General features: G+C 50.3%; 21 protein-coding genes. 11 read left to right on the top strand and 10 right to left on the bottom strand.

What is annotated here, in order from left to right; translation table 11 throughout:
• Nucleotides 1–13: 13 nt before the first annotated feature.
• From WN56_RS13110 to WN56_RS13080, 7 genes are all read left to right on the top strand, one after another.
• The gene (locus WN56_RS13110) at nucleotides 14–1,009 is read left to right on the top strand and encodes an ABC transporter ATP-binding protein (protein ID WP_046075425.1); all 996 of its coding nucleotides are present in this window, start codon (nucleotides 14–16) and stop codon (nucleotides 1,007–1,009) included.
• Between the two features lie 20 nt (nucleotides 1,010–1,029).
• Complete coding sequence (locus tag WN56_RS13105; RefSeq protein WP_046075424.1) at nucleotides 1,030–3,006, top strand: glycoside hydrolase family 9 protein; 1,977 nt, start codon at nucleotides 1,030–1,032, stop codon at nucleotides 3,004–3,006.
• On the top strand, nucleotides 3,006–4,970 hold the full coding sequence (locus WN56_RS13100; protein WP_046075423.1) for a beta-N-acetylhexosaminidase: 1,965 nt from the start codon (nucleotides 3,006–3,008) through the stop codon (nucleotides 4,968–4,970). The genes WN56_RS13105 and WN56_RS13100 overlap by 1 nt, the downstream gene beginning before the upstream one ends.
• A 109-nt stretch (nucleotides 4,971–5,079) precedes the next feature.
• Entirely contained in the window at nucleotides 5,080–5,847 is a 768-nt protein-coding gene (locus tag WN56_RS13095; protein WP_046075422.1) for a tRNA-(ms[2]io[6]A)-hydroxylase, read from the top strand.
• Between the two features lie 379 nt (nucleotides 5,848–6,226).
• A complete protein-coding gene (locus WN56_RS13090; RefSeq protein WP_046075421.1) occupies nucleotides 6,227–7,168 on the top strand; it encodes a transposase in 942 nt (313 codons plus the stop codon).
• A gap of 532 nt (nucleotides 7,169–7,700) precedes the next feature.
• Entirely contained in the window at nucleotides 7,701–8,006 is a 306-nt protein-coding gene (locus WN56_RS13085) for a YciI family protein (RefSeq protein WP_046075420.1), read from the top strand.
• Nucleotides 8,006–8,383, top strand: a complete 378-nt coding sequence (locus WN56_RS13080; RefSeq protein WP_046075419.1) for a GspS/AspS pilotin family protein — start codon at nucleotides 8,006–8,008, stop codon at nucleotides 8,381–8,383. Before WN56_RS13085 ends, WN56_RS13080 begins: the two co-directional genes overlap by 1 nt.
• On the opposite strand, the gene WN56_RS13075 is transcribed toward WN56_RS13080, so the two are convergent.
• The 8 genes from WN56_RS13075 to WN56_RS13040 form a co-directional block, all read right to left on the bottom strand.
• Nucleotides 8,376–9,044 (bottom strand): TIGR01621 family pseudouridine synthase, encoded by a 669-nt coding sequence (locus WN56_RS13075; protein WP_046075481.1) that lies wholly within the window; start codon nucleotides 9,042–9,044, stop codon nucleotides 8,376–8,378. The two genes, WN56_RS13080 and WN56_RS13075, sit on opposite strands and share 8 nt — an antisense overlap.
• 192 nt (nucleotides 9,045–9,236) lie before the next feature.
• Nucleotides 9,237–10,241 (bottom strand): substrate-binding domain-containing protein, encoded by a 1,005-nt coding sequence (locus tag WN56_RS13070; protein WP_046075418.1) that lies wholly within the window; start codon nucleotides 10,239–10,241, stop codon nucleotides 9,237–9,239.
• Nucleotides 10,242–10,275: 34 nt separating this feature from the next.
• Complete coding sequence (gene rbsK / locus WN56_RS13065; RefSeq protein WP_046075417.1) at nucleotides 10,276–11,205, bottom strand: ribokinase; 930 nt, start codon at nucleotides 11,203–11,205, stop codon at nucleotides 10,276–10,278.
• Nucleotides 11,206–11,287: 82 nt separating this feature from the next.
• A complete protein-coding gene (rbsB, locus tag WN56_RS13060; protein ID WP_046075416.1) occupies nucleotides 11,288–12,181 on the bottom strand; it encodes a ribose ABC transporter substrate-binding protein RbsB in 894 nt (297 codons plus the stop codon).
• Between the two features lie 131 nt (nucleotides 12,182–12,312).
• Entirely contained in the window at nucleotides 12,313–13,302 is a 990-nt protein-coding gene (gene rbsC, locus WN56_RS13055) for a ribose ABC transporter permease (RefSeq protein ID WP_046075415.1), read from the bottom strand.
• Nucleotides 13,299–14,804, bottom strand: coding sequence for a ribose ABC transporter ATP-binding protein RbsA (gene rbsA / locus WN56_RS13050; RefSeq protein WP_046075414.1), 1,506 nt, complete (start codon nucleotides 14,802–14,804; stop codon nucleotides 13,299–13,301). Before rbsA ends, rbsC begins: the two co-directional genes overlap by 4 nt.
• Nucleotides 14,805–14,827: 23 nt before the next feature.
• Nucleotides 14,828–15,247 carry a D-ribose pyranase gene (gene rbsD, locus WN56_RS13045; protein WP_046075413.1) on the bottom strand — a complete coding sequence of 140 codons (420 nt, stop codon included), beginning with the start codon at nucleotides 15,245–15,247 and terminating at the stop codon, nucleotides 14,828–14,830.
• Nucleotides 15,248–15,602: 355 nt separating this feature from the next.
• Nucleotides 15,603–15,809 (bottom strand): hypothetical protein, encoded by a 207-nt coding sequence (locus WN56_RS13040; protein ID WP_046075412.1) that lies wholly within the window; start codon nucleotides 15,807–15,809, stop codon nucleotides 15,603–15,605.
• A 1,141-nt stretch (nucleotides 15,810–16,950) separates the two neighbouring features.
• On the opposite strand from WN56_RS13040, the gene WN56_RS13035 reads away from it, so the two are divergent.
• On the top strand, nucleotides 16,951–18,171 hold the full coding sequence (locus tag WN56_RS13035; RefSeq protein ID WP_046075411.1) for an aldose 1-epimerase family protein: 1,221 nt from the start codon (nucleotides 16,951–16,953) through the stop codon (nucleotides 18,169–18,171).
• A gap of 170 nt (nucleotides 18,172–18,341) precedes the next feature.
• Here WN56_RS13035 and WN56_RS13030 read toward each other — a convergent pair whose 3' ends face one another.
• On the bottom strand, nucleotides 18,342–19,373 hold the full coding sequence (locus WN56_RS13030; protein WP_046075410.1) for a LacI family DNA-binding transcriptional regulator: 1,032 nt from the start codon (nucleotides 19,371–19,373) through the stop codon (nucleotides 18,342–18,344).
• A gap of 258 nt (nucleotides 19,374–19,631) precedes the next feature.
• Here WN56_RS13030 and WN56_RS13025 point away from each other — a divergent pair, with 258 nt between their 5' ends.
• The 3 genes from WN56_RS13025 (at nucleotide 19,632) to WN56_RS13015 (ending at nucleotide 21,748) form a co-directional block, all read left to right on the top strand.
• Nucleotides 19,632–20,075, top strand: coding sequence for a PTS sugar transporter subunit IIA (locus tag WN56_RS13025; RefSeq protein WP_046075480.1), 444 nt, complete (start codon nucleotides 19,632–19,634; stop codon nucleotides 20,073–20,075).
• A gap of 117 nt (nucleotides 20,076–20,192) precedes the next feature.
• A complete protein-coding gene (locus tag WN56_RS13020) occupies nucleotides 20,193–20,480 on the top strand; it encodes a PTS sugar transporter subunit IIB (protein WP_046075409.1) in 288 nt (95 codons plus the stop codon).
• Nucleotides 20,481–20,491: 11 nt separating this feature from the next.
• Entirely contained in the window at nucleotides 20,492–21,748 is a 1,257-nt protein-coding gene (locus WN56_RS13015; RefSeq protein WP_046075408.1) for a PTS ascorbate transporter subunit IIC, read from the top strand.
• 524 nt (nucleotides 21,749–22,272) lie between these two features.
• Here WN56_RS13015 and galU read toward each other — a convergent pair.
• Nucleotides 22,273–23,148 carry a UTP--glucose-1-phosphate uridylyltransferase GalU gene (gene galU, locus WN56_RS13010; RefSeq protein ID WP_046075407.1) on the bottom strand — a complete coding sequence of 292 codons (876 nt, stop codon included), beginning with the start codon at nucleotides 23,146–23,148 and terminating at the stop codon, nucleotides 22,273–22,275.
• Nucleotides 23,149–23,238 lie beyond the last annotated feature (90 nt).

The raw sequence follows: 23,238 nt of genomic DNA, 5'->3' as shown, positions 1-23,238 counted from the left end.
GAGGAAGTCAGTGATGAGTACAGGTTTTGGAGAACTGCTGGTTGAAGGGAAAAACGTAGTGAAAGATTTTCCCATTAACAGTCATGCCCTTAAACAACCCATGATGCGAGCGATCAATGATGTCTCGTTCAAAATGTATAAAGGCCGTGGACTTGCCGTGGTAGGAGAATCGGGCTCGGGCAAATCCACCACCGCGAAAATGATTGCCAAAATGTATGCCCCGACCGATGGCTGCATTGAATATCGCGGCCGCGATATCACCACCATTAAAAAACGTGATGAGCTGATGCGCTATCGCGAAGGCCTGCAAATGGTCTGGCAAGACCCTTTTGGCTCGCTCAACCCCACGCACAATGTGTTTCACCATATTGCGCGCCCGTTATTGATTCACAAAAAAGTCGACAAGCGCAACAAAGCACAACTGAAAGAGCGGGTGTTCGAGCTGCTCGAGCAAGTGGGGCTGACCCCTGCCAAAGAAACGGCGGAGAAATTCCCCCACCAGCTGTCGGGCGGCCAGCGTCAGCGGATTAACTTGGCGCGGAACATCGCCGTGGGCGCGGAAGTGGTACTCGCCGATGAGCCAACTTCGATGCTGGATGTGTCGATTCGTGCCGGTGTACTTAATCTGATGGAAGAGATGAAAGTGGAAAAGCAAATGTCGCTGCTCTACATCACCCATGATATCGCCACCGCGCGTTACATTGCTGAAGACTTGGCAGTGATGTACGTCGGCCATATGGTCGAATGGGGAGACACCGAAGAGATTATTCATCGCCCTCAGCATCCTTACACCCAGCTATTGGTCTCAGCCGTGCCCGACCCGAGCAAGTCTATTCACGAAAAACTAAAGGGCAACAAGGGTGAAATTCCTCTGTGGACGCCGGATTCTGTCGGCTGCCCTTTTGCTGGCCGCTGCCCACATGCGACAGCCAAATGCACTGAGCAGTTGCCCCGCGTGACCAAGCTCGCCGACAACCACTATGTGCGCTGCTATTTGTACGAGCAATAGCGACCAATAAGGATACCATCATGCAAGTGCTGACCAATCACATTGGCTACTCGTTACACGGTGACAAATACGCGGTGATCGTCAGTGACAGCGACCGCCTCACCGGCACGCCCGTGGCACTGATTTCCCTGCCTCCTCTTAAGGGGACAGGCACATTTAGCTCGGCGGACAAAGCTGCCTCCTCCTCTGGGGACAGGCACTTTAATGATGCCGCAGAAGGCGCGCAAAATTTTACGGGGACAGACACTCTTACTCACGGGACAGACACAGCACCACTCGATAACGTGGTCGCGCAGTTTGAATTACACCAAGGCACACAGTTAAGCAACTGGCAGACTGGCACGGCTTATACCCTCGATTTTTCTGCCTTTGCGCATCGTGGACGCTATCAACTAGCATTACTAACAGAAACACCTGTGTATTCGCATCCGTTTGAGATCATTGACGATTGCCTGTTTCACACCACGTTTTCCGATCTGCTGCATTATTTTAAATCGCAGCGGTGTAGCGGCATCTATGAACACGCGGATCAGCACGCCAAGGTATTCGGCTCTGATGAACGCGTGGATGTCTCTGGTGGTTGGTACGATGCCTCTGGCGATGTGAGCAAATACCTGAGCCACCTTTCCTACGCCAATTACTTCAATCCGCAACAAATCCCGCTATTGGCCTGGGGACTGGCCGATCTTACCAGCCAATTTAGCTCGGAAACGCTGCCCGCGTTTATGCGCACGCGCTTAGAAGATGAAGCGAAACACGGCGCTGATTTTCTTCTCCGTATGCAAGACCCCAGTGGCTTTTTTTATATGACGGTGTTTGATCAATGGTCGAAAGACCCAGAGCGCCGCACTCTTTGCGCTTACGCGACGCAAGATGGAGTGATGAGTGAGGCTTACCAGGCCGGTTTTCGTCAAGGCGGCGGCATGGCGATTGCTGCCCTTGCCGCCGCAAGCCGATCCCCGCTTTGCGCGGATCCAGACCAACAAGCACGCTATTTAGATGCCGCCATTCGCGGCTACTGGCATTTGGTTGAACATAACCATCATTACCTTGATGACGGTGAGCCCAACATTATTGACGAAACCTGCGCTCTTCTCGCCGCATGTGAGTTACATCACGCCACTCGGCAGTCTACCGAAGAGCAATCTACCGGGGACAGTCACGCTTATTTAACGGGACAGGCACCTTTAGGTTCTGGGGACAGACACATTAGTGCGAACAGTGACTGTCCCTTCTTGAACGAGGCTCGAGGCTGGATGAAAAAGCTGGTCGCACGGCAGTGCAGTGATGAAACTTGCCAGTATTATTGGTCAGCAAATACTGATGGCGGCCGCCCGTTTTACCATGCCGCCGATGCAGGTCTACCCGGCTTGGCATTAGTTCGCTACCTCGATGTGGAAACTGACTCTCACCACCAAGCTATCGCGCAAACAGCACTGGAACGCGCCTGCCAGTTTGAGCTCAACCTAACACAAACCGCCGATAATCCATTCGCGTATCCACGTCAGTACGTCAAACCCGTCGAAGGCGTCAAACAGGTACGTCACTTTATTCCTCACCACAATGAAACCGGCTATTGGTGGCAAGGCGAGAATGCACGCTTGGGGTCGCTGGCAACCTTTGCATGTCATGCCACGCGCCATATTCAAGACAATGCGCTAAATGCGGCCCTCCACACCTTTAGCCAACGGGCGCTTAATTGGATCCTCGGTTTAAACCCATTTGATATCTGCATGCTCGATGGACATGGTCACAACAACCCAGATTACCTACCGCACTTGGGATTTTTTAATGCCAAAGGGGGGATCTGCAATGGCATTACCGCAGGGATGGAGGATGAAACACAGATTGCCTTCAACCCCGCACCATATTGCGATGATATGGCGCAAAACTGGCGATGGGGCGAGCAGTGGTTACCACATGCAAGCTGGTTTATGCTCGCCATCAGTGCGCAAACACTGGTTGGCAACGGCCACTCGAACAAGGAGAACGCGTGATGACTTACCGGCTCGATCTTAGTGTGATCAACGAGTACCCCAATGACACCCCACCGCGCAGCCGAATGGGGTTAACCTTGCATAATCTTACCGACCGTTCGCTGGAAGCGCTGTCCATTGCGGTATTGTTTGATCGTTTCATCACCCCCAATACACTGTCACAAGGCAGTATTGAGCAAATCGGTAGTTATTGCGTCATTACACCGGCGCATCAAACACTCGATGCCAATCAAAGCTTGTACATCGAGTTTGATGCCCACACGCCGCCATTACGGTTCCTTTGTGCCGGCTTTAAAGATGCGCTGCTCTATGCCAATGGCGAGCAATATTCAGTGATGCTCACTCCCATTAACTTGGCACACACTCATACCACACGATCAACGATTCCAGATGTTCATCCCGCAGAGCACGCCATTATTCCGGTGCCCAAATCAGTGCGCCACCAGCCAGGGTACTTTACGCTTTCACCTACAACACCGTTAATCGCGGTGGATCCACAGGCCCTGCCCGCCGCGCAGTGGTTAAGTAACGAATGGGTTCGTATGTACCCGCAAGCCGATATTGCACTCGACCCACGCCACCAAGATGCGGTAACTGGCGATCATGCTATTATCTTACGGCCGTTACCCGACTCGGCACTTCGAGATATCGCCCACCGTGATGAGGCCTATCAGCTCACCGTCACCGACCAAGGCGTGGTTATCCAAGCCTGTGCTGAGCGCGGGTTTATTCACGGCTGCGCATCGCTATTACAACTTTGCCAAGAGCATGAAACACAGCTTCGAATACCGGCAATCAAAATCAGCGATGCACCACGCTTTGCTTATCGAGGGATGATGCTCGATTGCTCGCGCCATTTTCATTCGGTGGACACGGTAAAGCGACTGATTAACCAGTTGGCCTACTTTAAGTTCAATACCTTTCACTGGCATTTAACCGACGATGAAGGTTGGCGACTGGAGATTAAAGCCCTACCTGAATTGACGCGCTATGGAAGTCAACGCGGCCCCAATACCCGCCTTGCTCCGCAGTTCAGTCATATTGCAGAACGTCACGAAGGCTATTATCGCCAAGAAGAGGTGCGTGACGTGATTGAATACGCCGCGGCCCGCGGTATTACCGTCATTCCAGAAATTGATATTCCCGGCCACTGTCGCGCAGCCATCAAAGCGCTGCCTGATTGGCTACACGATGCCGACGACCGCTCTACTTACCGCAGCGTACAACACTACACCGATAACGTATTATCGCCAGCCCTTGATGGCACGTATAGATTTTTAGATACGGTATTAAGTGAAGTCGCCGAGCTTTTTCCTGCCTCATGGGTCCATATTGGCGCCGATGAAGTCCCTGACGGGGTATGGACGGATAGCCCAATTTATCGGGACAGACGCATGAACGGAGAAACGACCGCTTCGCTACAGGGACAGATACTGACCTACGCTGAGCAAAAGCTACGCGCCTTAGGCAAACGTATGGTTGGCTGGGAAGAAGTGCAGCACGGCGATAAAGTCAGCAAGAATACCGTGATCTATTCATGGCAAAGCGAAGACGCCGCATTGCACTGTGCAAAGCACGGTTTTGATGTGATTTTAACCCCCGGTCAGGCGACCTATCTCGATATGGTGCAAGATTATGCTGCTACCGAGCCTGGGCTCGACTGGGCGGGCGTCACGCCATTAGAGAAAGCCTACCAATATGAGCCGCTGGCAAGCCTCGCAAATGACGACCCCGCCCGTGAGCACATGCTAGGCGTGCAATGTGCACTCTGGAGTGAACTGATCACCAATCAGGACAGGCTCGATTACATGATATTTCCAAGGCTTACCGCCATTGCAGAAGCGGCTTGGAGCCACAGTGAGCGCCGTGACTGGCTCGATTATCTGGCCAGACTCAAAGCGCAATTACCGCGTTTAGACAAGTTCGGTATTCAATACCGTTCCCCTTGGGCATCGAACAAGTAGGCCGAATTCGCCCACCTGGCAGCGCCTCCTGCGCTGCCAGCTCTTTGCGCTTGCATCCCATCTGTTTATAATGCTCAGCCATTGTTGTCAGTCTGAGAGTGTTTCCGGCATGCTACGCCAAGAAATTAATACCCTACTCACCCCTATTCATGGTTTTCTGCACTGTCAAACCCCCGACAGTTGGATTGAAGCGGCCATTCAGCCTGACAATCAATCGATTCTTTTGCGCGATCACGCAAACTGCGAATTAAAAGCCAGCCAAACCGCGATGTGGCTGATCCGTAAATATGCGGTTGACGCGGCGAGTGGCGAGCAACTGCTGGCATGGGCCAAACCCTATGAGGACTTTGTCTATCGCGGCGTTCGCGATGGGATCTTCCACGCGCGCAAAAACGGTCTCAGCGCGCCTTTAACTCCCAAAGCGGGGTTTGCCCACGGCCAAGCCTTGATTGATAAAATGGTCCGCTTAATCAAAGAAGAGTTTCATCACTTTGAGCAAGTGATTGAGATCATGGACGCACGCGGCATTCCTTATCAACCGTTAGAAGCAGGTCGCTACGCCAAAGGATTAATGCGCGCGGCACGCACTCATGAGCCCGCAACCTTGGTCGATAAACTGATTATTGGCGCCTACATTGAAGCACGCTCCTGCGAGCGCTTTGCTAAAGTCGCCCCGCACCTCGATGATGAACTGCAAAAGTTCTACATCTCGCTACTGCGGTCGGAAGCACGCCATTATCAAGATTACCTGACACTTGCAGAAACTATCGCCGGCGAAGACATTCGCGGCCGCATTCAAACCATCGGCGAGCGCGAAGCCGAACTCATCCAAGCACCCGATAACCAATTCCGCTTTCACAGCGGCGTTCCGGCCTAACTTCTTCTTATTGGGACAGGCACTGTTGATTCTCGCGAGGACAGTTTCTTGCCAAGACAGACACCTTTACGCATCCATAATTGATTTCTAGCGAGGACAGTCACCTCTTGATGACTGTCCTCGTCGTTTTTCTCCAACGTTCGAACCTTTTCCCCTATCAGGACAGGCACTCTGTAGTGAGTGTCCCTGTTACGACGCTACGCCATCACTACTTACTATTCTCGAGAAGTACTTCTTGGGACAGACATGTTAAGAAAATAACAACGCTCATAATTACACCACTTCTTGCACTGTCACGAAAACTCTAGCTAGAAAGGATGAAGGCTGTTCATTTATACAGTATATTTTACTCATACCTAGATGCTAAGAGGGACCGACGATGACCAAAGCTCGCGCATCGCAAATAAATTTAGCCGCCACCTCCTATTACCATTGTGTCTCACGTTGTGTGCGCCGCTCGTTTTTGTGCGGCTATGATGCGCAGTCACAAAAAAGCTATGAGCATCGTCGCACATGGATAGAAACGCGTTTACTTGCACTCGCCAAAGCATTTTGTATCGATATCTGTGCTTATGCCATTATGAGCAATCACTATCACGTTGTTTTGCATATCAACGCCAAAGCGGCTAAGTCTTTAACCAATATCGAGGTTGTTGAACGCTGGCTAGCCTTTCATCAAGCGCCTGCGCTTATCCAACGTTTTTATCAGGGTGAATCGCTCTCTCACTCAGAGCGAAAAGCGTGTTTTCGCATCATTGAGAACTGGCGCGAACGTTTGATGTCTGTCAGCTGGTTTATGAAGCTGCTCAATCAATATATTTCGACACAAGCGAACCGAGAGGATCAATGTTCAGGGCATTTTTGGGAGGGACGCTTTAAAAGCCAAGCAATATTAGATGAAAAAGCACTCGCTGCGGCGATGGCCTATGTCGATTTGAACCCAGTGCGAGCAGGTATCACCAAGCGGCCTAAGCATGCCAATTACACATCGATTAAAAAGCGCGTTGAATCACTCGAGCAAAATAAAGCGACCCCAGCCGGCTTATTCCCCTTCGCCGGGAACCCGAGAAAGTCGATGCCCGACGGTATCCCTTTTCGCCTTATGGACTATTTGGCTCTGGTAGAATGGACGTGCGCTCAGAGCCAGAACGCCAATTCACTCCCGAGACCACAGCTACTCACACAGCTGAACATCTCACGTGAAACCTGGTTAAGTACATGCTCTCACTTAGAGGGCGGGAATATCGTAGGTTCACTATCGAGTATTCAGGCGGTATTACCGACACTAGGCCTAAAACGCATGACCGGCGTCATGATCTAAAGTGAATTGGGCTTGTCGTTGAGTGCATCCCAATAACGTAAACACCAAATAAACTCGCTAAGGCCTCATCCAATCCAATAGGCCAGCACCATTATCAGTACAAACAACACACCCACCGCTTTTAAGAGCGGCTTCAGCCCTTTTGATCCACCCTCCGGGGATTGATTACAGCATCCCATATTATCTCCTGACCGTTTTTGCAGAAGAATAAGCCTTCCAGTAACAGGAAGGTAAAGGCCATTCATTTTTTGATCTTGTCAGGACAGGCACATTAGCAATGCTGATAATGGAGCTCATTGGGGCCAGGCACGTTAAATACTTAAGAATGCTTAAGTGTCTGTCCTACTCTCGGTACTTTTCACTTTTGGTGCCTAACTTTGGTGCCTGTCCCCCCAATACTTTACTTTTGGTGCCTAACTTTGGTGCCTGTCCCCCCAATACTTTATACTCCCCAATACTCACTAATACACTGTACTCAGAAATCTGGACTCTGTATCCTAATGGCTATAAACATCTATCAAGGACAATGACGATGTGGTATCTCATTTATTCGCAAGACGTCGAGAGCAGCCTACCGCTCCGCAAGCAAGCGCGCGACGCACACCTTGAGCGCTTACACCAATTGGAAAAAGAAAACCGCTTGATGATTGCAGGACCAAACCCTGCCGTTGATAGCGACGAGCCGGGCGAAGTTACGGGGTCAACCGTTATCGCTTGGTTTGAGTCATTATCAGCCGCCCAAGCCTGGGCCGACAAAGACCCTTATGTTGCCGCTGGCGTCTATGCAGACGTAACCGTTAAACCTTTCAAAAAAGTGCTTCCTCAGGATCCTGTCTAATGCGATTAGTAAAAGTATTGTTGATGACAGGCCTTGGGCTAATACTGAGTGCATGTAGCAGCACCCAGCATGATCAAGCCGCAGAAGCAGCAACCCAACGTGCAGACATGATTGCACAGTTACTGCCGATGGATATTGAAGGCTACTCACTGGTTCGCGCTCGTGCGCAAGATGTCATTATCGAGCTGACGCTTCTGGAGAAGAATGCAAAAAAAGCACCGGGGCAGCTCTTTTCCGGCTTAGAGCGTCGTTATTGCGAGGATAACGATATCCGCAATATGTTAGACAGTGGCATCAGCTATACCATTTTGGTTCGCGATACCCGCGGCCGGCAAGTTCTCAAAAACGCTATCGATGCAACTGGATGTGCTAGCTAATTAAGTGCCAAGGCTGCTCCCACTCCACCGGTAAGGCTGGCCATGATTCGCCTTGGCTCGGGGGCAGCACATAGCTATAGCGTGTTTTAGGCTGATCATCGGCAAAACGACACGTAAATTGCAGCCCATAAGCGTGTAAGTAGCCACGATCGGCTGGCTCGCCGCCATAGTAATCATCACCGATGAGCGGAGAGCCAATGCTTTTCATCGCCACGCGAATTTGATGGGTTTTGCCTGTGTAAGGCCGACAGAGAAAAAGTCGCCGCCCCTCACCACCAGCAATAGAGGTAAAACGCGTTCTCGCAGGGTTATCTTTGCTGGTCAGTAATTTCCAGCTACCTCGCCGCCCCTTAGTCATATCACCAACGATCGATCCCTGCTTCTTACGCGGCTTTTTCGCACTTAATGCCAAATAGAACTTTTCTATCTCGCGAGAAGCAAACAGCCCTGAGAGGACAGACGCCGCATGAGAAGAAGTTGCCAGCAGCAGCAAGCCCGATGTCATCTTGTCCAACCGATGCACAAGGTAGACTTTCTCAACCCCAATATGCGCCGCCACGGCCGGTAGAAGTGCCGAATGATCGGCTTCTTTTTGCACGCTAACGCCGTGGTACTTATTGATCACCACAAAGTATTGGTTTTGGTCGACAATTGAAAACATAACGAGGAAATTTACTGGTTGGCCATTGAGGACAGGCATCATAACGGCTTCACCCCCAGCCCGCTAGAGCAATTATAAAGGTATAAAGGTGCCTGTCCCGTTAGTTCTAGCTCTTAGCTTAAAGTGCCTGTCCCCGATAGTCTAAAGTGCCTGTCCCCGATAGTCCGCCGTCCCCGATAGCTCGCCCAATAGCTATACCCGCTTCACACTCTCGCGCACCACTAACGTTGGCTCGAGCTGCACAGTTTGGCTATCACTTTGAGGGTCATCCAGTTTGTGGAGTAGCGTTTCGACAGCTGCTTGACCGAGACGGTACTTGGGCTGGTGAATAGTGGTCAGCGAGGGCGAGACAAATTTAGCGAGATGGATATCATCGTACCCCATGATAGAAAGATCCTCGGGTACCCGAATGCCGAGTGCATTAGCAGCATTGATCGCGCCCATCGCCATCATGTCATTGCCGGCAAAAATCGCGCTCGGCAGGGAGCCGCTCGCGGCGATCGCTTGCATGCCTTGATAGCCGCCCTCACACTCAAAGTCCGCTTCTACCATCCAGTCGGCGTTCTCAGTAAGTCCAGCATCGCGCAGCGCATCTTTAAAGCCTTGAAAACGGCGCTGTGCTTGTTGTTTAAGCAAAGGACCACTGATACAACCAATCTGGCGGTGGCCGCAGTCAATCAAGTGCTGGGTCGCTAAATAGCCGCCTTGATAGGAATTATCTTGAATTTTATCGCAAGCAAAATCAATCGGCCCCCAATCCATCACCACCACGGGAATATCCGGATAACGATCAAAGCCTTCAATCCGCTCACCTTCCAAGGTCGAACACATCAAAATCAAACCATCGACCCGCTTTTGCAACAGCGTATCAATTGAAGCACGCATACGCTCAGCATCGCCTTCCGTGTTGCATAAAATCAAACTGTAGCCATTGTGATAACAGCTGCGCTCGACGCCTTTTACTACTTCGCCAAAAAACGGATTGGTGGAAGTGGTCACCAGCATGCCAAATGTTTTAGTTCGATTCACTTTTAGGCTGCGAGCCAGTGCCGAAGGGGCGTAATAGTTAAGCTCTTTCGCGGCTTGGTTTACCTTCTCAGCAATCGCCTCACTCACATAACGGGTGTTGTTAATGACATGACTGACCGTCGATGTCGACACGCCCGCCCGTTTGGCAATATCTTTCATGGTCGCCATTTATCGCGCTCCGCTGACTAAGGTGAAATAACGATTAAGCATCTTGATGGGCCAAAAACGCCTCAACCTCTGAACGAGAAGGAATCGAGGTTTGTGCGCCACGCTTTGTCACGGATAATGCCGCCGCGGCATGCGCAAAGCGAATCGCCTGATAAAGTGTCTGTCCCTCTATGAGTCCTGTCACCAATGCCCCATTAAAGGTATCACCCGCGGCAGTGCTATCGACGGCATCGACACGGAACCCAGGAATGAGCTGACCCGCTTGTTCGTCCTTTTCACTCAGCCACACGCCTTGTTTGCCGAGGGTGATCAGTACAGTCCCTACCCCTTTTTCATGGAGAACGTCCGAGGCCGCTTGGGCGCTGGCGGTGTCTGTTACCGCGATACCCGTCAGGCTTTGGGCTTCCGTTTCATTCGGGGTGATAATATCGACCGCGGCAAGAAGCGCGTCGCTCAGCGGTGCGGCAGGGGCGGGATTAAGCACCACCTGTGTCTTTGCCGCTTTAGCATGAAACGCCGCCTTTTCAATGCCGCACATCGGTGTTTCTAACTGCATCAGTAAATAGTCAGCGTCGGCGATTTTTGTGAGATCATCGCTGATGGTCTCCGCTGTCAGAGTCGCATTGGCTTCTGCGGAGAGCGCAATACTGTTCTCGCCCTGATCAGTCACTTGGATCATCGCAATCCCAGTCGGCGTATCAGGCTGTACCTTTATCGCACTGACATCCATCCCCTCTTGCGCATAAGACTGACGAATCTGCTGACCAAAGGCGTCGTCACCCACACTGGCAATAAAGGCAACATCAGCACCGCAACGCACCGCTGCCACCGCTTGATTCGCCCCTTTGCCGCCAGCTATCACCGCATAGTCTCGACCGTGTAATGTCTCTCCGGGACGAGGAAAACTAGAGACGCGTAAAACATGATCAGCATTGACGCTGCCAAGAACAACCAATCGGCTCATTACTATTCCTTACCGTTTTTAAATCAAAAAAGCACCACCCAGTGCGAACCCGATGGTGCTCACTATACGTTTCCCTGGCGGCTTATTCAGCGATCGTTTCTTGGCTGATCACCTTAAGCGGCACGGGAATATAGCTGTCTACCGACTCGCCTTTCAGCACTTTATCCGCAGTTTCGACACCCAGCTCACCAATCATACCCGGTTGCTGAGCGATGGTCGCTGCCAGATGACCACGCTCGACGGCCGCAATGCCATCTTTGGTGCCATCAAAACCAACAATGGTGACATCTTTGCCTGATGCCTGCACCGCGCGCAACGCGCCAAATGCCATTTCATCGTTCTGGGCGAATACCGCTTCCACATCTGGATGTGCGGCAAGCAGGTTTTCCATCACGTTCAGGCCTTTGGTACGGTCAAAATCCGCTGGCTGACTGGCGAGTAGCTGAACGTCGGTGCCTTCAATGGCATCCATAAAGCCTTCACCACGCTCGCGTGCTGCCGAAGTACCGGCAATACCCTCAAGTTGGATCACTTTGGCTCGCTCACCGACTTTACCGATGATGTATTCCGCCGCCATTTTACTGCCTTGAGCGTTATCAGAAGCAATATGACTCACCACGTCCCCACGACTCGCGCCACGGTCTAGGGTGATCACCGGGATCTCCGCGCGATTCGCAATACGAATGGCGTTTGAGACCGCATCTGAGTCAGTCGGATTAATCAAAATGGCTTTAACGCCACGGATGGTTAAATCCTCCACATTCGATAGCTCTTTACTGGCGTCGTTTTGCGAATCAAGCACCAAGAGCTCATAACCAAGATCTTGTGCTTTCTGCTCTGCGCCCTCTTTCATGGTGACAAAAAATGGATTGTTTAAGGTTGAGACCACGATTGCCATTCTATCTTCCGCTTGCGCACTGATGCTCAGCGTTGACGACAGTAGCGCAGTGGTAATCAAGGTAGTCAGTTTTTTCATGCGTTCAGTCCTTTTGTGTTTGTAGGGTATTGTTTTTGCTTGCTAATAAAACAGAAATAAAAGTGTCTGTCCCGCTAACTTAAAGTGCCTGTCCCAATAAGCTCTATTTCGAAAAGCTTTGTCTAAAGCAGCTATTTGTTTTTGTTATCCACCAGCACGGCGAGCAAAATCACCACCGCTTTGGCAATCATTTGGTAGTAAGACGACACGTCCAGCAGGTTGAGGGCATTGTTCAAAAAGCCGATAATCAGCGCACCAATTAGCGTGCCCATAATCTTGCCTTTACCGCCCATCAAGCTGGTGCCGCCCAGCACCACCGCGGCAATCGCATCAAGCTCATAGCCAGTACCGGCGGTCGGTTGTCCAGAGGACAGGCGCGAGGTGACGATGATCCCTGCCAGCGCCGCGAGCATGCCACACAGGCTATACACACCCACCTTGATTCGATCGACATTAATGCCCGATAACCGCGCCGCCGATTCATTGCCACCAAGTGCGTAAATATAACGGCCAAAACGGGTATGATTGAGCAGATACCACGCGCCGATAAACACGATTGCCATCAGCCACACAGGGACGGGAATGCCCAACAGGTAGCCGGTACCAAACCAAGCGAACGCATCGGCGGTATCAGTAAAGCCCGTTGAGATGGGACGACCATCGGTATACACCATGGTGACACCGCGATAGAGGGTCATTGCTACCAAGGTGGCAATAAACGCCTGTACCTTGCCTTTGGCCACCACGACGCCAGTCATGGCACCAATCGCCGCACCTGCAAACAAAGCGGTGGGCACCGCGACTAACACAGGCACTTCAACCGCAATCAAACTCGCGGCAAACGCGCCACACAGCGCCAACACCGAGCCAACACTCAAGTCGATGCCCGCGGTTAAAATCACCAATGTCACCCCTACGGCGATAATCGCGTTCACCGAGGTTTGACGCAGGATGTTAAGCAGGTTGTCGACCATGAAAAAGTTGCTGTTTAAAAATGACATCACCACGATCAGCACCAGCAGGGCAATGAGTGATTTTTGCTCAATCAACCACGCTTTGCTGAACAGGGGTTTACGTCCATCTTCTGACGGCTGGGACTTATTCATTGCATTCTCACTCATGCTGCATCCTCATTGGCATTTTTGCCTACCGCACAGGCAAGCAGAGTTTCTTGGTTAGCGTCTTTGGCATCAAACTCACCGCATACGCGGCCTTCGTGCATCACTAAAATGCGGTCGCTCATGCCAAGCACTTCGGGCATTTCTGACGACACCAAGATGATGCTCATGCCCTCGGCTTTAAATTGGTTAATTAGCTGATAAATCTCTTTTTTGGCACCGACATCGACCCCCCGAGTCGGCTCATCCAAGATCAGCACTTTCGGTTTGGTCATCAGCCCTTTGGCGATCGCCACTTTCTGCTGATTCCCGCCCGATAAGTTGCCAATGATTTGCTCGCGGGTGGGGGTTTTGATATTAAAAAGGCGAATAAAATCCTCCACCGCCATCACTTCATCACGCGGCTGTATTTTTCCCCAATGGGTGAGCTTATCGAGTGCACTGAGCGACATGTTGTCTTTCACCGATAAACCCAGCACCAAGCCCTCGCCTTTGCGGTCTTCAGAGATGTAAGCAATGCCGTTGGCCAGCGCATCTTGCGGGCTCACTGGGTTAATCACCTTGCCATCAAGCCGGATCACGCCGGCTTCACGCGGCATGGCGCCATAGATTATTTTCATTAACTCCGTGCGCCCGGCGCCCATCAAGCCCGATACACCCAGGATTTCACTACGATGTAGCTGAAAACTCACCTCTTCCACCCCGTGGCCGCTGACATTTTCCACCTCAAGGCTTATCCCATCAGGGGTGACATCACTTCGTGGGTATTGTTCGGCGAGTTTGCGGCCCACCATCATTTCAATCAGGCCATCTTCATCGGTATCACTAACGGGATACTCACCAATAAACTTGCCATCACGTAACACGGTGATCCGATCGCAAATCTCAAAAATTTCTTTTAGTCGGTGAGAGATATAAACAATGCCGCAGCCTTGCGCTCGCAGCTCGTTGATCACCGCAAACAGCGAGGCGGTTTCGGTGTCGGTCAAAGCATCGGTCGGCTCATCCATAATGATCACCTGCGACTCAAACGACAGCGCTTTGGCAATTTCCACCATTTGCTGCTCACCCAAGCTCAGGCTGCCAAGTGGCGTGGTGCCGCGTGCTTTCACATTTAAACGCGCCAGCAGCTTATCGGCTTCTTCAGCCATCTTGGCCCAATCAATCTTGCCAAACCGGTTAGTAAACTCGCGGCCTAAGAAGATGTTCTCTGCAATGGTCAGCTCTGGTATCAAATTGAGCTCTTGGTGAATAATACTGATCCCCGCTTGCTGCGAATCACGTGGGCCTTTAAACGAGACCGGCTCACCTTGATAGTTAACGTCGCCACTGTCGGCGTGATAAATCCCGGTGAGTACCTTCATCAACGTGGACTTGCCCGCGCCATTTTCACCGAGTAGCGCCATTACCTCGCCGGGATAGACATTTAAGCTCGCCTCATCGAGGGCGCGCACCCCGGGAAAAGTTTTTACGACTTGGCTGAGTTGTAAGATAGGTTGCGTCATTGTGGTTACTCGCTTAGGCCGACCTAAAAGGTGACACCGGCTTGAAAAATCACATTGGCATAAGGCGTGCACTCTCCGGTGCGCACCACCGCTTTGCTCTGCACCGTGCGTGCTTTAAACGCCTCGTGGCTGATCGTGGTCACAGTGATCGGCTGCTGACGCGCAGCACTCTCTTGCTCTAATCGCGCAAGCAAAGTTTGATGTAGCGCGGGGCTGACCTCTGCAAGCTCTTCTGCAATCACCACCGACTCAATGCAGGTGTGAGCTAACACCGCCTCGACCGTTTGCATAAAGCTCGGCACGCCTTGGATTAGCGCTAAATCAATACGCGACACCGAGTTGGGGATCGGCAGCCCCGCATCACACACCGTCAATTCATCGGTATGCCCGATTTGGGTGACTAACTGTGCAAGTTCTGGATGGAGCAAACCATGTTTATTCATTCATCACCTTCTCACTCACGATGGACTTAATCAGCACTCACTATGCGCTGGCACGTTTTCTTGTGATCAACGTTTTCTCTCAGGAAAACGCCATCGAAACGTTTCGATATGAGCAAATAATGCAGATGAAAGAAAAATTTCACCATCTGTAAACATCACAGATGTGAGGGGGATCGACTATTGATATTGGAATCATTAGTAAAGAGAGAAGTAAATCACACGAACGACATCGGTAGTACAGTATTGCGTGCTGCAGGCAGAAAGTGAGGTGGCTGTCCCAACAGTATCGTAAGCATGTGGGCGCTGAATGGTTGAATGAGAGAGGCAAGAAAAAGAGCCTGTCCCGTTAATTTAGTTAACTATCGCCCTCTACTTCTTTGTCTGCTTCCAGGTCAGTCAAACCCGGCACCGCTTGGCAAAACGTGCATTCTTCATTATCCACCGAGGCACCGCCCGACTCGACGTAGCGAACACGATGACTCGCTTTGGCTCGGTTAGCCGACACCGCAAACCGCCGTTGGTCACGCTCGGGAATGGTCTTTTCTGTGTCATGCTCAGCCATGGGTTGTCTCCTTCAAATACCAAGAACCGCTCTACTGTATGTTAACTTTACCACCCCTAAGTCGCCTAACCAAAAGTGCCTGTCCCCGATAACTCCGGTCTTTTCTGTGTCATACTCAGCCATGGGTTGTCTCCTTCAAATACCAAGAACCGCTCTACTGTATGTTAACTTTACCACCCCTAAGTCGCCTAACCAAAAGTGCCTGTCCCCGATAACTCCGGTCTTTTCTGTGTCATACTCAGCCATGGGTTGTCTCCTTCAAATACCAAGAACCGCTCTACTGTATGTTAACTTTACCACCCCTAAGTCGCCTAACCAAAAGTGCCTGTCCCCGATAACTCCGGTCTTTTCTGTGTCATACTCAGCCATGGGTTGTCTCCTTCAAATACCAAGAACCGCTCTACTGTATGTTAACTTTACCACCCCTAAGTCGCCTAACCAAAAGTGCCTGTCCCCGATAACTCCGGTCTTTTCTGTGTCATACTCAGCCATGGGTTGTCTCCTTCAAATACCAAGAACCGCTCTACTGTATGTTAACTTTACCACCCCTAAGTCGCCTAACCAAAAGTGCCTGTCCCCGATAACTCCGGTCTTTTCTGTGTCATACTCAGCCATGGGTTGTCTCCTTCAAATACCAAGAACCGCTCTACTGTATGTTAACTTTACCACCCCTAAGTCGCCTAACCAAAAGTGCCTGTCCCCGATAACTCCGGTCTTTTCTGTGTCATACTCAGCCATGGGTTGTCTCCTTCAAATACCAAGAACCGCTCTACTGTATGTTAACTTTACCACCCCTAAGTCGCCTAACCAAAAGTGCCTGTCCCCGATAACTCCGGTCTTTTCTGTGTCATACTCAGCCATGGGTTGTCTCCTTCAAATACCAAGAACCGCTCTACTGTATGTTAACTTTACCACCCCTAAGTCGCCTAACCAAAAGTGCCTGTCCCCGATAACTCCGCCCAATTACTCCCGCTAACTGTGTAATGCTGAACGTGAGTCAGCACTCATGATTCAAAATCAGTTAATAAAAATTAAAGAGCTGAATAACAAGGTCACTTTCAGCAATTTGTCTGTTCAAATAATGAGCGTAGAATTTAAGCTGAAACGATTCAGCTAAACACAACAAATGAGGAAGACTAAGATGATAATCAAAAACGTCCTGGCAACTGTTGCTCTACTCACACCTATCTACGCCCTTTCAGCAGAATTTGTACTCACCGATAGCGCAACTAACACCTACGTGGATCATTGGAAAACATCGGCGCAAGAACTTGGAATTAACACTACAACCCCCTTTTCAATTGAAAAAAAGCGACTCAATACAGGTAAACAAAGTGGCGTGGACATTATCATCATCGATAACGGTGAATTAGAACTGACACTGGTACCAACTCGAGGTATGGGTATCTACCAGGTGCGCAAGGAGGGTAAGCGGATTCTTGGATGGGATTCACCCGTCAAAGAGATAGTCAATCCAGCTTTTATTGATCTTGAAAGCAGAAACGGCCTTGGCTGGTTAGATGGCTTCAATGAAATGCTAGTTCGCTGTGGGTACGAATGGACAGGCCATCCCGGTGTTGATGAAAATGGGCAATTGCTCAGCCTTCATGGGCGAGTTCAAAACACTCCCGCCTCACTGGTGAAAGTCGAAATAGACGATGAAGCCCCACATACAATTACTGTCACCGGGGTTGTTGCAGAGAGTACCTTTAAAAAATCAAACCTTTCGACAGAAACGCGTTTGAATATCATTCCTGGCGAAAATTCCTTCTCAATAAACGATACGCTCACCAACAAAGCTGATTACGACGATGAATATCAAATCATCTACCACTCAAACTTTGGTAAACCCATCCTAGAGAAAGGCGCCAAAGTCCATGCAGCAGCAAGTGAAATATCTCCATTTAATGACTATGCAAAAGGGGGACTTAAAAGCTGGCAAACCTATTTAGGGCCAACAAAAGATTTTGATGAAATGGTATTTAACTTAAACCCCATTAGTGACCCAGAAGGCAACTCTCTTGCTGTTTTACACAATAAAGATGCCAACTCTGGTGTTTCGATGCGATTTAAAACCGAGCAGCTCCCAGTGCTAACCATTTGGAAAAACACTGACACATTAAAACAGGGCTATGTAACGGGAATCGAGCCTGGTACAAGCTATGCGTATAATACAAAATATCAACGGCCGTTAGGCCTAGTGCCGACCATAAAAGCTGGCGAACAAAAACATTTCGATCTTGAGTACACCGTGTTAACGAGTGCGGAAGACGTCAGTCAAGCCGTCGACAATGTAGCCAAAATCATGAAAAAACAAAAAGTCCAACTGAAGTCAGAGCCTTTGGTCGATCTTAGTCACTAAAGCACATAACGGCTAGACATAGCTTTTCGTTATCAAACGTGTTCGGCGTTGCTCACGCTTAGCCGAACACTTTCCACTCAATACTCCTCACAACGCGTTCGCGCCTGTCCTGTCAAAAGCATACTGTACTCTTTGCACTAAAGTGCCTGTCCCTCTAAAACGGCCCAAAACTAATTTTTTCTCGCAGTGCTGGCGCGATGTGCGAGTTTAAATGGAATAGTTTGAGCGCCTGTAAGCGGTTGCCCTTCAATGGCTTGTAAAATGGCCGACGCGGCCTGTACGCCGAGGGATTGATAGTCAATTTCAGCGCTCGTTACGCTCGGAAAGGCATGCTCACTCATGGAAGAGCCCTCCAGGCTGATAAGCGCGATATCAGTCGGCACTTTTAACACCCGTCGGTGACACTCAAATAATGCGCCGATAGCTATCTCTTCATGGCTACATACCAGTGCGTCCAACGTGGCATCGCGAAGCAACAATTTCGCCAACCCTTCGGCCCCCAATTGCGCCGATGGGGCCTCATGCGTTGTCAGAAAATGGTCAGGGGTTAAATAGTGCTCAATCATCGCGCCCTGCCAGCCCTGTAGCTTGCGCTGCAAGGTGGCATGGTTGCCCCGCGCACCAATAAAACCAATATGATGAAAGCCCTGACTAACAAGGTGGGATGTACAGCGCTTGCCGATGTCGTGGGGATCGCTGCCCATGCTGGCATAGCTATTCATGGAAGGCGACTCAGCAATTTCGAGGACAGGCGCATTGGCCATCTCAAGCAATTGATGGGTACGCTGAGTATGCTCATTGCCAAATAGCACCACTGCCGCTGGCCGACTTTCTAAAAAACCGGCCAATAAATCCTCTTCCTGCTGGACCGAATAATCACTGTAACCCAGCAACAATTGATAGCCCGCTTTATTCAGCCGCTGTTGAAAACGAGGCAAAAACAAGGCGCACGCCTTTTCCAATAGAGAAGGAATGATCAACGCAATGGCATAGCTTTGCGCTGATGCCAAGGCACCCGCAGCTTTATTAGGAATATAACCCAGTTGCTCGACGGCGCGTTGAACCTTATCGCGCAATTTGTCAGAGACAGCATCCGGGGTACGCAACACCCTGGAAACCGTCATGGTGCCTACCCCAGCCTGTTTGGCAACATCCGCAAGCGTAACGTTACCGGTATTGCGTCGTTTTCTTGGTTCACTCATCGTATCTATTGATTACTCATCATTTTATGACACCGTATCCTATCACAGCCATCAGCGATTAATCCGTGCCCCGCATGGCCTCTTTGTAGCATGACGCATTGGTAGACAGAAAAAATGATAGCGCTATCACATCTCATGGTAGCGCTATCAGATAGCGCTACCATTTGTGATCATTGTCCATTTATTGCTCAGTTTTCAGCGATAGAGTTATCAACAATTCTCCAACAACCTAATAAAACCTTTAAAACGGATAGAGCCATGTTACGAGATCTGATTACCGCCGACGTTATCCGCATTCACCAAGATGCCAACGATTGGCAAGATGCCATCAACAAAGCCTGCGCAGCACTTTTGGATAACGGTGCCATCGCGCCAAGCTATGTCGACGCGATTTATCGCTCACACCAAGAAATCGGTCCCTACTATGTGGTGGGCCCGGGTATCGCGATGCCCCACGCACGCCCTGAGGATGGCGTTAACCGCCTCGCCCTGGCTATCACAGTGATCAAAAACGGCGTCAATTTTGACAGCGCCGAAAACGATCCGGTTAAGGTGCTAGTCACCCTCGCGGCCACCGACAGTAATAGCCATGTCGAGGCTATCTCCCAATTGGCGAACCTTTTTATGAATGACACACACATCGCACAGATCAGCCGCGCCACCAACGTGGAAGAGGTATTAGCCATTATCGCCAACTACTAACCCTTACATCGGTAGCAACAACACGCAAAAACACAAAGGGCTCGCCCTTAGCTATCGGCTTTAAAACAACGAGCATGCTGAAAATGCACCTGTTAACCCAAATAGAAGGTCTGAATTATGAAAATCACAGTCGTATGCGGCCACGGTCTTGGCACCAGCCTAATGATGGAAATGAGCATCAAAAAAATCATCAACGATCTTGGCGTCGACGCCAGTGTCGACCATATCGATCTGGGCTCAGTCTCTGGGACAGAGGCCGATATATTCGTCGCCACCAACGATATCGCCCAACAGTTACAAGCGATGAATGTATCGCCGCGCATTGTCGCACTCGACAACATGGTGGACAAAGAGGCAATGAAAACCCGCTTGTCTGAGGCCCTACAAGCACTCGGTGCCCTATAAGGAGTGACGTTATGCCCTTTTTTAACTTCCTGATGAAAGACGTGCTCTCTGAGCCCGCGGTATTAGTGGGTTTGATTGCACTGATTGGTTTAATCGCCCAGAAAAAGCCCGCGACTGAATGCATCAAAGGCACCATCAAAACTATTCTAGGCTTTGTGATCCTAGGAGCCGGTGCCTCATTGGTAGTCAGCTCACTCGGGGATTTTGCCACCATTTTCCAGCATGCGTTTGGTATCAGTGGCGTGGTGCCCAACAACGAAGCCATTGTCTCCATCGCGCAAGAAGCCTTTGGTAAGGAAATGGCAATGATCATGTTCTTCGGCATGCTGGTTAACATCCTTATCGCACGCTTAACCCCGTGGAAATTCATCTTTTTAACCGGCCATCACACCTTGTTTATGTCGATGATGGTCGCCGCGATCCTTTCCTCCAGCGGCATGGAGGGGATCTCATTGGTCGCATTAGGCTCTGTGGTTGTCGGCTCGGTGATGGTGTTCTTTCCTGCCATCGCCCATCGCTACATGCAACAAGTCACGGGTTCAGATGAAGTCGCCATTGGCCACTTTTCAACCCTCTCTTACGTGTTAGCCGGCTTTATTGGCAGCAAGTTTGGCAACAAAGCCCACTCCACCGAAGACATGGACGTGCCCAAAAGCCTGTTGTTCTTGCGTGATACGCCAGTCGCTATCTCGTTCACCATGGGGATTATTTTTATGGTGACGTGTCTGTTTGCCGGCGGAGACTTTGTGCGCGAGGTGAGTGACGGAAAGCACTGGTTTATGTTTGCATTAATGCAATCCATCACCTTTGCAGGCGGGGTTTATGTGATCTTGCAAGGGGTAAGAATGGTGATTGCCGAGATTGTGCCAGCGTTTAAAGGGATTTCCGACAAACTGGTGCCCAATGCCAAGCCAGCACTCGACTGTCCCGTGGTTTTCCCCTACGCACCCAATGCGGTGTTAGTAGGCTTTTTATCTAGCTTTGTTGCTGGGCTTGTCGGTATGTTCCTGCTCTATATACTGGGGCTTACGGTGATTATCCCAGGCGTGGTGCCCCACTTTTTCGTCGGCGCAGCGGCAGGGGTATTCGGTAATGCCACCGGCGGACGACGCGGCGCAATCTTAGGCGCCTTTGCGCAAGGCCTACTGATCACCTTCCTGCCCGTGTTCTTGCTCCCAGTGCTCGGCGATCTGGGCTTTGCCAACACCACCTTTAGCGATGCAGACTTTGGTGTGGTCGGCATCCTACTCGGCCTGATTGTGCGATAACCACAAAGAAAAAAGGATGAACAGGCCGATAGGCTTGTTCATCCTTTATTAAAAATTGACGCCCCCTCAGCTGCTAAAGGTAAGGACAGAAACAATTCAATAACTTACTTTCACAGAGCTGTATGAACACTACTTATATTTAGCATCAAATTTGGAAAGTGGGCCTCGTTCCTCGATGTAACTGGCGCGCCCGCTAACAATGCTCCCCTATCCAACACCGTGCTGGAGCTTGTGTCACCAAGGCCAATGACAACATCAAAATACAAACCAGTCGTAGGTCGGACAAGCGCCGAGGAATGTTAATCTTATAACTCGATGTAGCCGCGCGCCTCCGACATCAATATCAAATTTGGCGCCGATCATGACAGGCGCCCGTTAGCAATGTGCATCCATCAAACACCGTGCTAGGGCTTAGGATCTAGTGTAAAAGTGCCTGTCCCCGTTAAGACGTCTGTCCTCGTTAAGGCGGGATAAAAAATGGCGTCATCAAGACGCCATGATTTGTCAATTGAAAGAGGCTGACGTTATGCGGGAATAGGCGTCTCTTGTGTTTGCTCAGCGCTTTCGGTTGGTTTGCCGAGATATACATGCTGATACGCGTAGTTTGTCGCTTCGATGTAGCCTTCTACCGAGCCACAATCGAACCGCTCACCCTCGAACTCGTAGGCAAGCACACAGCCACGTTGGGCTTGCTCAAGTAAGGCATCGGTGATTTGGATCTCGCCACCTTTGCCTGGCTGCGTGTTTTCTAGGATCTCAAAAATATCTGGGGTAAGAATATAGCGACCTATGATCGCCATATTACTCGGTGCATCTTCCGGTGCAGGTTTTTCAATCATACTATCCACACGAAATAGACCAGACTCCAGCTTGCTGCCGCTAATCACACCATATTTGTGTGTTTCTTCTTGTGGTACACGTTGCACCGCAACAATCGAACAGCGGTAGTGGTTATATAGCTCAACCATTTGCTTCAGTACTGTGTCACCACCAATATTCAGACAAAGATCATCAGCCAGTACTACTGCAAATGGGTTATCACCTACCAACTGTTTACCCGTCAGAATCGCATGGCCTAATCCTTTCATTTCGTTTTGACGAATATAGGTGTATGAGGCAGATTGAATCAGTGCACGAACATCGGTCAGCAGCGTTTCTTTCTTAGTGCCACTGATTTGATGTTCAAGTTCGTAGTTTTTATCGAAATGATCCATCAAGGCATGCTTGCCTCGACCGGTAACAATGCCCATATGTTTCACACCTGCTTGAATGGCTTCATCAACGCCATATTCAATCAAAGGCTTGTTAACAATCGGCATCATTTCTTTAGGCATAGATTTGGTGGCCGGTAAAAATCGCGTGCCATAGCCTGCTGCTGGGAATAAGCAGTGCTTGATCATGTTCGCTCCTAGCTGTCTAACGTTGTTATATTCGGAATTGCTTAAAGTGATGATTCAAAAAAGCAGGCAATACTGCAACGCATTGCCTGC

The organism is Salinivibrio sp. KP-1 (assembly GCF_000968645.1).
GTDB lineage: Bacteria > Pseudomonadota > Gammaproteobacteria > Enterobacterales > Vibrionaceae > Salinivibrio > Salinivibrio siamensis.
Note: the sequence above shows the minus strand (reverse complement) of the source record. Positions and strands in the feature narration are given on the sequence as shown.

Bases quoted from the DNA above. Each gene is read 5' to 3' on its own strand.
- galU (WP_046075407.1), bottom strand. From the start codon at position 23,148: ATGATCAAGCACTGCTTATTCCCAGCAGCAGGCTATGGCACGCGATTT.
- rbsK (WP_046075417.1), bottom strand. From the start codon at position 11,205: ATGAGCCGATTGGTTGTTCTTGGCAGCGTCAATGCTGATCATGTTTTA.
- WN56_RS13070 (WP_046075418.1), bottom strand. From the start codon at position 10,241: ATGGCGACCATGAAAGATATTGCCAAACGGGCGGGCGTGTCGACATCG.
- WN56_RS13100 (WP_046075423.1), top strand. From the start codon at position 3,006: ATGACTTACCGGCTCGATCTTAGTGTGATCAACGAGTACCCCAATGAC.
- WN56_RS13105 (WP_046075424.1), top strand. From the start codon at position 1,030: ATGCAAGTGCTGACCAATCACATTGGCTACTCGTTACACGGTGACAAA.
- WN56_RS13025 (WP_046075480.1), top strand. From the start codon at position 19,632: ATGTTACGAGATCTGATTACCGCCGACGTTATCCGCATTCACCAAGAT.
- WN56_RS13095 (WP_046075422.1), top strand. From the start codon at position 5,080: ATGCTACGCCAAGAAATTAATACCCTACTCACCCCTATTCATGGTTTT.
- rbsB (WP_046075416.1), bottom strand. From the start codon at position 12,181: ATGAAAAAACTGACTACCTTGATTACCACTGCGCTACTGTCGTCAACG.
- WN56_RS13085 (WP_046075420.1), top strand. From the start codon at position 7,701: ATGTGGTATCTCATTTATTCGCAAGACGTCGAGAGCAGCCTACCGCTC.
- rbsD (WP_046075413.1), bottom strand. From the start codon at position 15,247: ATGAATAAACATGGTTTGCTCCATCCAGAACTTGCACAGTTAGTCACC.
- WN56_RS13080 (WP_046075419.1), top strand. From the start codon at position 8,006: ATGCGATTAGTAAAAGTATTGTTGATGACAGGCCTTGGGCTAATACTG.
- WN56_RS13020 (WP_046075409.1), top strand. From the start codon at position 20,193: ATGAAAATCACAGTCGTATGCGGCCACGGTCTTGGCACCAGCCTAATG.
- WN56_RS13110 (WP_046075425.1), top strand. From the start codon at position 14: ATGAGTACAGGTTTTGGAGAACTGCTGGTTGAAGGGAAAAACGTAGTG.
- WN56_RS13030 (WP_046075410.1), bottom strand. From the start codon at position 19,373: ATGAGTGAACCAAGAAAACGACGCAATACCGGTAACGTTACGCTTGCG.
- WN56_RS13035 (WP_046075411.1), top strand. From the start codon at position 16,951: ATGATAATCAAAAACGTCCTGGCAACTGTTGCTCTACTCACACCTATC.
- WN56_RS13090 (WP_046075421.1), top strand. From the start codon at position 6,227: ATGACCAAAGCTCGCGCATCGCAAATAAATTTAGCCGCCACCTCCTAT.
- rbsC (WP_046075415.1), bottom strand. From the start codon at position 13,302: ATGAGTGAGAATGCAATGAATAAGTCCCAGCCGTCAGAAGATGGACGT.
- WN56_RS13015 (WP_046075408.1), top strand. From the start codon at position 20,492: ATGCCCTTTTTTAACTTCCTGATGAAAGACGTGCTCTCTGAGCCCGCG.
- WN56_RS13040 (WP_046075412.1), bottom strand. From the start codon at position 15,809: ATGGCTGAGCATGACACAGAAAAGACCATTCCCGAGCGTGACCAACGG.
- WN56_RS13075 (WP_046075481.1), bottom strand. From the start codon at position 9,044: ATGTTTTCAATTGTCGACCAAAACCAATACTTTGTGGTGATCAATAAG.
- rbsA (WP_046075414.1), bottom strand. From the start codon at position 14,804: ATGACGCAACCTATCTTACAACTCAGCCAAGTCGTAAAAACTTTTCCC.